The sequence below is a fragment of the Sphingopyxis sp. Geo25 genome (genome assembly GCF_949769135.1).
Lineage (GTDB): Bacteria > Pseudomonadota > Alphaproteobacteria > Sphingomonadales > Sphingomonadaceae > Sphingopyxis.
Map to the genome: position 1 here is coordinate 988,780 of NZ_CATKOZ010000001.1, position 11,840 is coordinate 1,000,619.

At 65.4% G+C, this 11,840-nt stretch carries 12 protein-coding genes; 5 read left to right on the top strand and 7 right to left on the bottom strand.

The window, feature by feature from the left end; translation table 11 throughout:
• Nucleotides 1–43 precede the first annotated feature (43 nt).
• The 3 genes from QOL68_RS04945 to QOL68_RS04955 are packed head-to-tail and all read left to right on the top strand — an operon-like array spanning nucleotide 44 to nucleotide 3,071.
• Nucleotides 44–610, top strand: a complete 567-nt coding sequence (locus QOL68_RS04945) for a DOMON-like domain-containing protein (RefSeq protein ID WP_282947479.1) — start codon at nucleotides 44–46, stop codon at nucleotides 608–610.
• Nucleotides 607–1,812, top strand: a complete 1,206-nt coding sequence (locus QOL68_RS04950) for an exo-beta-N-acetylmuramidase NamZ family protein (RefSeq protein WP_282947481.1) — start codon at nucleotides 607–609, stop codon at nucleotides 1,810–1,812. The genes QOL68_RS04945 and QOL68_RS04950 overlap by 4 nt, the downstream gene beginning before the upstream one ends.
• A 14-nt stretch (nucleotides 1,813–1,826) precedes the next feature.
• Nucleotides 1,827–3,071, top strand: coding sequence for a M24 family metallopeptidase (locus tag QOL68_RS04955; protein ID WP_282947483.1), 1,245 nt, complete (start codon nucleotides 1,827–1,829; stop codon nucleotides 3,069–3,071).
• On the opposite strand, the gene QOL68_RS04960 is transcribed toward QOL68_RS04955, so the two are convergent.
• Together QOL68_RS04960 and QOL68_RS04965 are read right to left on the bottom strand one after the other, a co-directional pair.
• Complete coding sequence (locus QOL68_RS04960) at nucleotides 3,068–3,874, bottom strand: lipid II flippase Amj family protein (protein WP_082657615.1); 807 nt, start codon at nucleotides 3,872–3,874, stop codon at nucleotides 3,068–3,070. The genes QOL68_RS04955 and QOL68_RS04960 overlap by 4 nt on opposite strands.
• Nucleotides 3,875–4,007: 133 nt before the next feature.
• On the bottom strand, nucleotides 4,008–5,186 hold the full coding sequence (locus QOL68_RS04965; protein WP_058454148.1) for a vWA domain-containing protein: 1,179 nt from the start codon (nucleotides 5,184–5,186) through the stop codon (nucleotides 4,008–4,010).
• A 613-nt stretch (nucleotides 5,187–5,799) separates the two neighbouring features.
• On the opposite strand from QOL68_RS04965, the gene QOL68_RS04970 reads away from it, so the two are divergent.
• Nucleotides 5,800–7,197 (top strand): methyl-accepting chemotaxis protein, encoded by a 1,398-nt coding sequence (locus QOL68_RS04970; protein WP_058453953.1) that lies wholly within the window; start codon nucleotides 5,800–5,802, stop codon nucleotides 7,195–7,197.
• Here the strand turns inward: QOL68_RS04970 and QOL68_RS04975 are convergent.
• The 5 genes from QOL68_RS04975 to QOL68_RS04995 form a co-directional block, all read right to left on the bottom strand.
• Nucleotides 7,188–7,613, bottom strand: a complete 426-nt coding sequence (locus tag QOL68_RS04975; protein ID WP_058453952.1) for a GFA family protein — start codon at nucleotides 7,611–7,613, stop codon at nucleotides 7,188–7,190. The two genes, QOL68_RS04970 and QOL68_RS04975, sit on opposite strands and share 10 nt — an antisense overlap.
• A complete protein-coding gene (locus QOL68_RS04980) occupies nucleotides 7,613–8,458 on the bottom strand; it encodes an AAA family ATPase (RefSeq protein ID WP_058453951.1) in 846 nt (281 codons plus the stop codon). The genes QOL68_RS04975 and QOL68_RS04980 overlap by 1 nt, the downstream gene beginning before the upstream one ends.
• Before the next feature lie 95 nt (nucleotides 8,459–8,553).
• A complete protein-coding gene (locus QOL68_RS04985) occupies nucleotides 8,554–9,225 on the bottom strand; it encodes a DUF6975 family protein (protein WP_204994148.1) in 672 nt (223 codons plus the stop codon).
• A 266-nt stretch (nucleotides 9,226–9,491) separates the two neighbouring features.
• Complete coding sequence (locus QOL68_RS04990; protein WP_204994147.1) at nucleotides 9,492–9,788, bottom strand: PspC domain-containing protein; 297 nt, start codon at nucleotides 9,786–9,788, stop codon at nucleotides 9,492–9,494.
• Nucleotides 9,789–10,103: 315 nt separating this feature from the next.
• Nucleotides 10,104–11,171, bottom strand: a complete 1,068-nt coding sequence (locus QOL68_RS04995) for a winged helix-turn-helix domain-containing protein (protein WP_282947491.1) — start codon at nucleotides 11,169–11,171, stop codon at nucleotides 10,104–10,106.
• Nucleotides 11,172–11,264: 93 nt separating this feature from the next.
• Here QOL68_RS04995 and QOL68_RS05000 point away from each other — a divergent pair, with 93 nt between their 5' ends.
• Nucleotides 11,265–11,831, top strand: a complete 567-nt coding sequence (locus tag QOL68_RS05000; RefSeq protein WP_283404279.1) for a hypothetical protein — start codon at nucleotides 11,265–11,267, stop codon at nucleotides 11,829–11,831.
• Nucleotides 11,832–11,840: the final 9 nt, after the last annotated feature.

The window sequence follows — 11,840 nt, forward strand, 5'->3', positions numbered from 1 at the left end:
GGGATTGCTTTCGGCAAGCTCGGGATGAACGGAGAAGGGTTGAATGTCGGGCTATTCTAGCGAACGGCGCGAACTGATTTGCCACCCCGACACGCCGGCCCGGGGGGTGCGTTCGATCGCGGTCGAGATCGACCTGTCGTTCGAGGAGGGCTTTGCGCTGCGCTTCATCGTCGAGGGAGAGATCGGAGCGATCGTGTTGCCGCAGGGCGAGGGTGAACTGGTGATCGCCGACAGCGGCACCGACGGCCTGTGGCAGGGCACCTGCTTCGAGGCTTTCCTGACCGAGGAGGGGCAGCCCGACTATACGGAGTTCAACTATGCCCCCGACGGCCGCTGGGCCTGTTACCAGTTCGACGATTATCGCTCGCTGCTGCGCGCCGACGATCTTGCGCCGTGGATGATGGAGGTCGAGCGCGAGGTCGGCCGCTATGCCCTGCGCGTCGAGCCCGGTATCTTTCCCGACACCGGATCGAAGCTCGCGCTCGCCGCGGTGATCGAGGAAGTCGACGGCACCAAAAGCTACTGGGCGCTCCGGCATCCGCCGGGCAAGCCCGACTTCCATCATCCCGATTGCTTTGCGCTGACGCTTGAGGCACGCGGGCGGGCATGACGACCCTCTTCGGTATCGACCGCCTGCTCGCCGATCCCGCGCTTCGCGCGCCGCTCCAGGGCAAGCGCGTTGCGCTGCTCGCGCATCCCGCCTCGGTCACCGCCGACCTCATCCACAGCGTTGACGCCCTCGTCGCGGCGGGGATCGAGGTCACAGCGGTGTTCGGTCCCCAGCATGGCGTGCGCGGCGACCTTCAGGACAATATGATGGAGTCGCCCGACTTCACCGATCCCACTTACGGCATGCCGGTGTTCAGCCTCTATGGCGAGGTGCGGCGGCCGTCGGGGCAGTCGATGCACACCTTCGACGTTATGCTCGTCGATCTGCAGGATCTCGGCTGCCGTATCTACACCTATGTGACGACCCTGCTCTACGTGCTCGAAGCCGCAGCGCAGCATGGCAAGGCGGTATGGGTGCTCGACCGCCCGAACCCCGCGGGCCGCCCCGCCGAGGGCACGCGGCTGCGCGAAGGCTGGGAAAGCTTTGTCGGCGCCGGGCCGATGGTGATGCGCCATGGGCTGACGATGGGCGAAATGGGGCGCTGGTTCCTCCGCCACTTCAACCTCGACGTCGATTATCGCGTGATCGAAATGGAGGGCTGGGAGCCGGAGGGGCCGGGCTTCGGCTGGCCCGCCGAGCGTGTGTGGATCAACCCCAGCCCCAATGCCGCGAACCTCAACATGGCGCGCGCCTATGCCGGGACGGTGATGGTCGAAGGGGCGACGCTGAGCGAGGGCAGGGGGACGACCCGCCCGCTCGAACTGTTCGGCGCGCCCGATATCGATGCCAAGGCGGTGATCGCCGAAATGCGCCGCCTCGCGCCCGAATGGCTCGCTGGCTGCAAGCTGCGCGATATCTGGTTCGAGCCGACCTTTCACAAGCATATGAAGCAGCTCAACAACGGCATTCACATCCATGCCGAGGGTGCGTGGTACGATCATGCGGCGTTCCGGCCGTGGCGCGTGCAGGCGCTGGGGTTCAAGGCGATCCGGTCGCTCTACCCCGACTATCCGATCTGGCGCGGCAAGGATTTCAAATATGAATATACCGACGATGTGCTCGCGATCGACGTGATCAATGGCGGCCCGAGCCTGCGCTTATGGGTCGACGACGCGAGTGCGACGCCGGGCGACCTCGACGCGCTCGCGCTGCCGGATGAGGCGGGGTGGCGCGAAGAAATTTCGGATCTTCTGATCTATTGAAGAAGGGGACGGCGATGCAGAGGCGTCAATTTCTCGGGAAGGCGGCGCTGACCGGGCTGGCAGCGACAATGCCGGTATCGGGGTTCGCCGCCGATACCGCAGGCCTTCCCAACCTTGCCGCAAAGGCCGTCCCGATCGGCAAGGCCGAGCGCATGGCGCGGATCGCCAGGGCGACCGAGTTGATGCGCGCGAACGACATCGGCGCGTTGCTGGTCGAGCCGGGGTCGAGCCTTATCTATTTCACCGGGGTCGAATGGTGGCGGAGCGAGCGGCTGACCGCCGCGGTGCTGACGCGCGAGGGCGAGGTGGCGATCGTCACGCCCTTCTTCGAGGAACCGTCGGTACGCGAGAGCCTCGGCATCGAGGCCGAGGTGCTGACGTGGAACGAGGACGAGAATCCGCTGGCGGCGGTCGCGGCATGGCTGGGCAAGCGCGGGCTCGCCAAGGGCCGGATCGGAGTAGAGGAGACGGTGCGCTATTTCGCCGTGGACGGCCTGCAAAGGGCGATGCCGGGCGCGACCGTCGTCAATGGCGCGCCGGTCGTGCGCGGATGCCGGATGCACAAATCGGCGGCCGAGATTGCGCTGATGCAGATCGCCGCCGACATCACCATCGCTGCCTATCGCCATACGGCGCCGCGGATCGAGGCGGGGATGACGCCCGCCGACATCGGCGCGATCATGAAGGCCGCGACGCAGGCGCTCGGCGGGCAGAGCGAATTCGAGTTGATCCTGCTCGGCGAGGCGAGCGCCTATCCGCACGGGTCGGGCAAGCCGCAGGCGGTGAAGGACGGCGAGGTCGTGCTGATGGACTGCGGCGCGACGGTGCACGGCTATCAGTCCGATATTTCGCGGACGTTCGTGTACGGCAAGGCGAACGCGCGCCAGCGGCAGGTGTGGGAGCAGATGCGCAAGGGACAGGACGTCGCCTTCGCCGCGGCGAAGCTCGGCACGCCCGCGGGGGCGGTCGACGACGCGGTGCGCGCCTATTACCAGAATCTCGGCTGGGGACCGGGCTACAAGCTGCCAGGCACGTCGCACCGCACCGGTCATGGCATTGGCCTCGACGGGCACGAACCGGTCAACCTGGTCCATGGCGAGATGACGAAGCTGGCGCCGGGGATGTGCTTCTCGAACGAGCCGGGTATCTACATCCCGGGCGAATTCGGCATCCGCCTCGAAGACTGTTTCTACATGACCGACAACGGCCCGAAATGGTTCAGCGAACCGCCGCCTTCGATCGATCGGCCCTTCGGTTAGACGTGGACCGAGACCCACGCGATCAAGGTCGCGGCCGGGATAAGCAGCGCCTGCGCCAGGATCGTGCCCGCGAGGCGGCTCAGCGAGATGAAGGTGATCGCGCGGCGGAAATCGGCCTCGTCGACCTTCCCCTCGACCGCGTCGTCGGTCATTACCGATAGCTGCGGGTCGATGAACGCGAACAGAAGGATGGTCGCGAAGCCGTTGATCAGCGCCGACAGCTGCGAGGCGGTGACGCGGAATTCGGGGGCGAGATAGCCCGCGTAGAGCGAGGCCACGACGCCGACCGCGATCAGCGATTGCGCGAGGCAGTTGGCGATCAGCACGCCCCAGCCGATCCCCTTCGGCATCTTCCACGCTTTCAGGTGCGACAAGCTGGGAATGGTCAGCGATGCGCGGAGGGTACGAAGGCCGCTCGGGCTCATCGCCTTCATCGCGAGCTTAGTCGTCGATCGGTTGTTCTGATACCAGCCGATCGCGGCGGCGAACATGCGCTGGCCCGTGGGGACCAGCAGGATGCCGATAAAGGTCGCGACGCTGGCGGCCGCCAGAACCAGTTGCATGTCGACGAACAGCGAGGCGCCGCTGCCCGCGTGGATGCGCGTTTCGATCCGCTTTGCGAGGAACGGACCCAAAAAGCTGTTCGAGGTGCGCGAGAAGAGCACGAGGATGTTGAACAGCGCGAACGACATCGCGATGCGGCGCGTCCGGACGCCGGCGATGCGCGCGGCATAGGCGAGCGCGCCGATCAGGTTGATGAAGCCGGTCAGCAGCAGGATGGTGACGAGGGGGAGGTCGATCATGGCGGGCCTAATAGGGAGGAAGCGGATGTCTCGTCATCGCGAGCGAAGCGAAGCAATCCAGGGCGGTTTACGCGGGCGCTGGATTGCCACGGCGCTTCGCCGCTCGCAATGACGGAAATGGAGTGGTTGGCGCCTAGTGCTTGCGCGTCAGCTCGCGCATCGCATCGTCGAGCCCGGCGAGGGTCAGCGGGTACATGCGGTCGTTCATCAGCTGTTTGATCAACTTCACCGACTGGGTGTAACCCCAATGCGCCTCGGGTACGGGATTGAGCCACACCGCGGCCGGATAGACATGCGTCATGCGCTGGATCCAGACCGCGCCCGACTCCTCGTTGAAATGTTCGACGCTGCCGCCCGGGTGGGTGATCTCATAAGCGCTCATCGACGCATCGCCGACGAAGATCAGCTTATAGTCGTGGCCATATTTGTGGAGGATGTCCCACATCTGGTGGCGCTCGGACCAGCGGCGCTTGTTGTCCTTCCACACGCCCTCGTACGGGCAGTTGTGGAAGTAGAAGAATTCGAGATTCTTGAACTCGGTCGTCGCGGCGCTGAACAATTCTTCGCAGAGCTTGACGAACGGGTCCATCGACCCCCCGACGTCGAGAAACAGCAGCAGCTTCACCGCGTTGCGCCGTTCGGGCCGCATCCGGATGTCGAGCCAGCCCTGCCGCGCGGTCCCGTCGATCGTGCCCGGAATGTCGAGCTCGTCGGCGGCGCCCTCGCGCGCGAATTTGCGCAGGCGGCGGAGCGCGATCTTGATGTTGCGGGTGCCGAGTTCCTTGGTGTTGTCCAGATTCTGGAACTCGCGCTTCTCCCAGACCTTCAGCGCGCGCTTGTGCTTGCTCTCGCCGCCGATCCGCACACCCTCGGGGTTATAGCCCGAATTGCCATAGGGGCTGGTGCCGCCAGTGCCGATCCACTTGTTGCCGCCCTGATGGCGCTTCTGCTGTTCCTCGAGCCGCTTCTTCAGCGTCTCCATGATCTCGTCCCAGTCGCCCAGGGACTTGATCGCCTCCATCTCCTCGGGGGTGAGGTATTTCTCGGCGACCGCCTTCAGCCATTCCTCGGGCACATCGACGGGGTTCTGGCCGTAATCGGTGAGCAGACCCTTGAAGACCTTGTTGAAGACCTGATCGAAGCGGTCGAGCTGCCCCTCGTCCTTCACATAGATCGAGCGGCTGAGATAATAGAATTGCTCGGGCGTCCGGTCGATCACCTCGCGGTCGAGCGCCTCCAGCAGCAGCAGATGCTCTTTCAGGCTGGCGGGAATGCCCGCGGCCCGAAGTTCGTCGAGAAAGCCCAGAAGCATGAGCGCAGGCGTATCGCGTTCGCGCGGCGCGCGCAATCACTTTACGTGAACGTAAAGCAGATTGCCAAGAGGTGCGGGACGGTTTTGCCAATGACGAGTTTCGACCGATTGGGGACATTGATCCTCCCTGTGCCGCAGGCATGGGGAGGTGGCAGCGCGAAGCGCTGACGGAGGGGCAAGTGGCGCGGCCGCGGCCGCCTGCGGCGACGGTCCCCCTCCCCATGGCTGCGCCACAGGGAGGATAATTCCTTCATCGTCACCCCGGACTTGATCCGGGGTCCATGACTTCGCCGTCGCCGTGGATCCCGGATCAAGTCCGGGATGACGAATGAGGATCAGCGAACGTCCCCTCACCACCCCAAAGCCGACGCAAATAAAGGCCTTTCCTACATTGTCCGGCCGTGCCAGCCTTCATCCGGCTCTTTCATGTGGTGGATCAACGCGGCAAGGCGGGCGAGAGGCGTTCGGCAATCCCCCGGTCCGAAACGGGCGGCGCACAAGGCTGAACTTTCCTGAACTTTGCCATATCGCGCCGCCGTCGGGAAAGCGTCTTGACCCCGTGTTAACCAATGTTCGGCATAGCTTTGCGATCATTCAGGGACGTGGGTGCGCAATGAAATTCGATCCGATCAATCCGGCCGCGCAGCTGCTCGACCAGTCGGTCGCCAGCGACTGCGGCGAGCTTGCCGTCGGGTGCAGCGACGCGGCGGGGCGCATCAAGCGCGCGACCGACCAGATGGACCGGCAGATCTCCGAGCTCGGCCGGCTCGAGGAATTCGTCGTCAGTCTGGAAAACGACCAGCGCCAGATCGCCGATTCGACCGACGAGGCGAAATTGCTCTCGGCGCGTGCGTGCGAACAGCTCGACACCGGCGCCGAACGCGTCAACGCGGCGGTCAGCGAATTTCGCTCGGTCATCGACCTTGTCGCGCGGCTCGGCACCCACGTCACCAATTTTGCGGCGGTGATGGAGCAGGTGCAGCAGGTCAGCCAGTCGATCGAACAGATTGCCAAGACCACCAATATGCTGGCGCTCAACGCCGCGATCGAGGCCGAGCGCGCGGGCGATGCGGGGCGCACCTTTGCGGTCGTCGCCGCCGAGGTGAAGAAGCTGGCGCAGAATACGCGCGGCGCGACCGACGAGATTCGCCGCAGCATCGGCAGCCTTGCCGCCGAGGCGAGCGGGCTCGTCACCGAGATCCAGTCGGGGGTCGAGCAGTCGAGCCGCGCCGAGGCGCAGTTCGAGACGATCACCGAGGCGCTGCACGATGCGACCCACCTTGTCGCATTGCTCGACGATCAGAGCGACCGCATCGCGCAAAGCTCGGCCATGGTCCATGCAAATGGCGCCAAGGTTCGCGAGGCGTTGGACCGCGTCGTCACCTCGGTGCGCGACAACAGCGCAACCCTCGACGGCACGCGCGATTCGATCCTGTCGATGGAGCATGTCTCCAACCGCATGTTCAACGCGGTGATTTCCGCCGGGGTCAGCCCACAGGATTCGGCGATCGTCGCGCTCGCGGCGCAGGTTCGCGACGAATTCGTCGGCCTTGCCGAACGAGCGATCGAACGCGGCGAGCTCTCGATGGAGCAGTTGTTCGATACCAATTATGTGCGCGTGCCGAATTCGAACCCCGAACGCTTTCGCACCACGCTGTGCGACTGGGCGGATGCCAATTGGCGCCCGCTGTTCGACCGCATCGTCGCCGAGCATCCCGAGATCAAGATGTCGTCGGCGGGCGACATGAACGGCTTCCTGCCGACGCACATCACCGAATGCTCGCGCGCGCCGACGGGCGATCTGGAGCATGATACGGCGCACTGCCGCAACGGCCGCATCCTGTATGACGAAACCGACGCGGCGGCGAAGCGCAGCACGGCGCCCTTCTTCATGACGGTCTATCGCCAGGAAGGCGACGGCATCAATTATCTGACCGTGCGCAACGTCTATATGCCCGCGGTGATCAACGGCCGCCGCTGGGGCGACGTCGAGGTCGCCTATCAGCTCTGAGGGCTGGGCGGCGCAGGTGGCTGCGCTGGGAACTGCTCTAACGCCGGATCGAGGATCGCCCAGTCGGGCGCTTCGCCTGTCCAGATCGCCGCGGTCGGCTTGAGACCGTGCGGCTGGTCGAGCACGCCCAAGCGCACGACGCGCATCTGTGGCCGCGCCGATGACGCGCTGAACATCGGCGTTCCGCACGCGGCGCAATGCGAGCGGGTGAGGGTGTTGCCGCTGTCGGCGACATAGCTGTCGGACGCCGTGATGCCGTCGGTCATAATGGCATCGGTCGGGAAGATCGCATTGTGCGTGGGCCCGCCCGCCGCGATCTTCTGGCAGTGCTGGCACCAGCATTGGCGTACAGCGAGCGGTTCGCCGTCGATGCGGACTTCGACCGCGCCGCACGCGCAGCGGCCGGTATAGACCATCAAGCGCCCTGACGGCGCGCCATGAAGGCGAGCTTTTCGAACAGCATCACATCCTGCTCGTTCTTGAGCAGCGCGCCGTGGAGCGGCGGGATCGCCTTGCCGACGTCGCGGTTCTGCAGCACCTCGAGCGGCATGTCCTCGGCGAGGAGCAGCTTCAGCCAGTCGATGAGTTCGCTGGTCGAAGGTTTCTTCTTGAGCCCCGGCACGTCGCGGACGTCGTAGAAGATGTCCATCGCGCGGCTGACCAGTGTCTTCTGGATCCCGGGGAAGTGGACCTCGACGATGTCGGCCATCGTGTCGCGGTCGGGGAATTTGATATAGTGGAAGAAACAGCGGCGCAGGAAGGCGTCGGGCAGTTCCTTCTCGTTGTTCGAGGTGATGACGACGATCGGGCGTTCCTTGGCGCTGATCGTCTCGTCGGTCTCGTAGACATGGAAGGCCATGCGATCGAGTTCCTGCAGCAGATCGTTCGGGAATTCGATATCGGCCTTGTCGATCTCGTCGATCAAGAGGACGGGGAGTTTGGGCGAGGTGAACGCCTCCCACAGCTTGCCCTTCTTGATATAGTTTCGGATGTCGTGAACGCGCTCTTCGCCGAGCTGGCCGTCGCGCAGGCGCGCAACCGCGTCATATTCATAAAGGCCCTGCTGGGCCTTCGTGGTCGACTTGATGTTCCAGGTGATCAGCGGCGCGTCGAAGGCCTTGGCGATTTCCTCCGCCAGCACGGTCTTGCCGGTGCCGGGTTCGCCCTTCACGAGCAAGGGACGGCGCAGCATCGTCGCGGCGTTGACCGCGACCTTCAGATCGTCGGTGGCGATATAGGCGCTGGTACCTTCGAAACGCATCGGCTCTTTCCCTTAACGTGAACGTCAAGCGAAATGGCACAGCGGCGCAGGGGGCGCAAGCGAATCTGCCCTCCCTCGGCAGAGGGAGGTGTTGGTCAGCTATGGGCGCGGCTGGCGGCGCGCGCGGCGAGCAGATCCCATAGGCCGCTATGCTGGGCGATCAGCTGCTGCGCGCCGAACGCTATCGCGCGCTCGACCGCGGGGGTTTCGGCAACCTGTGCCGCGACCCGCGCCGTGTCGCGAAGGTCGGGGAGCGTGCAGCGCGGCACCGTCATCTCGAGCCGCTGCGCGCTGATGTCGAGGAGGACGCGGATCGTGCGCCAGTCGAGCGTCAGCGCGATCGCGGCGCCGATGGCGCAGCCCTGGCGGTCCGATTCGGCGAGCATGTCGAGCGCGCGGCGCTGCGCCGCGACGGCGGCTTCGCATTGCGCCTGGCCTTGCGTGCTGGGCACCGGGCCGGCGGCGGCAGCGATCTTCGACAGGAAGGCGCGTTCCTGGGCAAAGGCCTGCGCGGCTTCCTCCATCCATTTGCGCGACGCGGGATCGATCGCCTTGCGCGCGGCGCTGTCGACCACGCCGGGGTAGCGGCCGTGGAGCAGACCGATGAAATGGACGGCATCGGCAAGATTGCGCATCGCTTGCGGACCGCTCGACAGCGCCCCGGACCTGATGTGCGGATGCGCGCCGGTGCCCTCGCCGGCGACCAGATTGTCGAGCAGTTCGGCGACGCCGCGCGTTTGCAGCTTGGGCTGGGTCGACTGGCTCAACGCTTGATCCTTGCCTGTGGCGCCGGATCGCTGCCCGACGCGCGTGATTGCAAGACAAGAGCCTTACGCGAACGTCGTAAACGTCCCGTTTATAAGCCAGCTTTCAATTGCATGACGGCTGTGCCGGATGGGGACAGGATGCACGCAAAGGGACCGGCAAGCACGGGGGAAACTCGCCGGTCCCGGTTGCCATGGCGCACATGGACGCCATGCGTTGCGGGTGCGGACGGGGCGGGGAGAGGGGGGGATGCCCGGTCCGTGTCCCGTCAAGCCGCGAGCGCGAACTCCTCGGTCTTTTCTTCCTCGGCGGCCGCGGGTTCAGCCGCGGTCTGCACCGGCGTTTCGACCGCCGCCGCCTTGTTTGGGAAGAGCAGGCGCGAGGCGAGGACGATGAAACCGAGCGCGAAATAGGCGGCGAAAGTCTGCACCGGGAAGAAGAAGAGCGGCGCGATGAACGCCAGACGCAGATACAGCGGGTTGAACCCGAAATCCTGGCCCACGGCCTCGCAGATGCCGAAGAAGGTATCGCGGCGGCGGAAGAGGTTTGCGGTTTCGGTCTGCATCGTCTTGTCTTTCCCTTTGGCCGCGGCGGAGGGGGAGCCGCGTTCGTACCCACTGCTAAGCAATGCCCGTGCCAATTCGTGCATTCTCTCTGTTTTCCGGGATTTCGATGGTCGGCCGGATCGGGCCGCCTTCCCAGTGATATGGTCGGTTTCCCATTGAATGGGATTATTTGCCATTAAGCGGTCCCGGATGAACGCTCCCTGACAGGGCGTGGAATCGGGCGACGACCGCCATCTGGCGCCGAAATATGAACAATTAAAGTAGGCAGCCGCAAATTTTTGTGCGCCGCACCAATTTTTCGACGAACGCCGCTCTCAGGAAGACGTGGGGCGGTCCGCGTCGCGGCCCGAAAGGAAAAAGCCGAGGGCGCCGACGATGCAGGCGCCGAAAAGCAGCCCCTCGATTCCCGCCGTCGCCGCCTGGCTGACCGGGCCGAAGCCCGTTTCGCCGAACAGTCGGCCGATCGGCGCGAGACTGAAGCGCGAGTCGGGAAATTGCCGGACGAGCTGGTCGAGACTGCCGCCGAGCAACGTCCCGCCAAGGACGGGAATCAAGAAACCCGCCACGCCCGTCGCGCCCGCACCGATTGCGATCGCCTGCGCCGGCGCGGGCGACCGGCGTCGGGCGATCCATGCCGCGAGGCCGACCGCCGCGCCAAGGACCGCGCCTTCGGGCGCACCCGTCATCCGGCCGGGCGCCTCGCCGAGCAGCAATCGGAAGGCGTCCAGCCCGACGAGCTTCGCCGCGCCGCCGGTAACGAAGCCGCCCGCGGCGCCGCCGAACACGCCGCCCTGCCAGCCAACCGGCCAACGCCGGGTCGCGAGCGCGATGCCGAGGCCGACGCCCGCCCCGGCGACGAGGCCAACGAGCATATTGATCGCAAGCAGGACGAACAGCGCCGAGGTTGCGCCGAGGCCCGGCTGCAAACCCTGCAGATTGACGCCGAGCCCGTAGAGTGTGCCGCCCAATATGCCCGCCGCGCCGCCGCCGATCGTTGCTGCCGCGACGGGTAGCAGAACCGAACCGGGAGCGTCTGGTGCCGGCCCCGCCGCCGCGTCTGTCGAAACGACCTGCACCGCGCCGACGAAGCGATAGCCATGCTTTGGCACCGTCTCGATAAATCGCGGGCACGCGGCGTCGTCGCCGAGCAGGCGACGCAGCGAGCGGATGCACTGGGTCAGTGCTTCGTCCGTGACCGGGACGCCGCGCCATACCTCGGCCATGAAGCGATCTTTGGTGACGAGCTGGCCGCGTTCGGCGAGCAGCAGCGCCAGCGCATCGAAATAACGGCTGTTCAGAACCAGCGCAGCGCCGCCGCGGCGCAAGCTGCGATCCGCCGTGTCGACGGCGAAGTCATCGAACCGAAAGCGGGTTTCAGCCATTTTTCAGCGAAATCTCAGATCTTGCTCATGCCGTTCATCGGCCGCGCGGCCACAGCTAAAGCCCCAAATGGCCAAGGAGGCAAGCGAATGGTTGTGGAGACGAAAACCGGATGGAACGGCTGGCGCATCGCGCGATGGACGGCCGGCGCCCTGTTGCTGCTGACCCCGCTGGCGATGATGCAGGTGAGCAGCGAGTGGAACTGGGGCGCGGGCTCCTTTGTCTTTGCCGGCGTGCTGATCGGCGGGGTCTTGCTGCTTTACGATCGCGCGGCGCTGGCGTCGCCAAGCGTCGCCTATCGCGGCGGCGTAACCGTCGCGCTGGCGGTGTCCTTCCTGCTGCTGTGGGTCAATGTTGCGGTCGGTATCGTCGGTAGCGAGGACAATCCCGTGAATTTGAGCTTTTTCATGCTCGTGCTGATCGCCGCGATCGGCGCCTTCTCGGCCGACTTTCGTCCGGCTGGGATGGCGCGCGCGATGCTCGGCACCGCGGGCGTACAAATGCTGCTCGCGCTGATCATAGGGACGGCGCCTTCGACGCAGCGTGATCCCGCCGGGATCGTCGGCCTCGCGATATTGAGCGCATTCTTTGCCGCGCTGTGGCTGACCTCGGCGGCGCTGTTCCGTCACGCCGCGAAAACCGGCGAAGTGCGCGCCGACTAAAAAATAGCC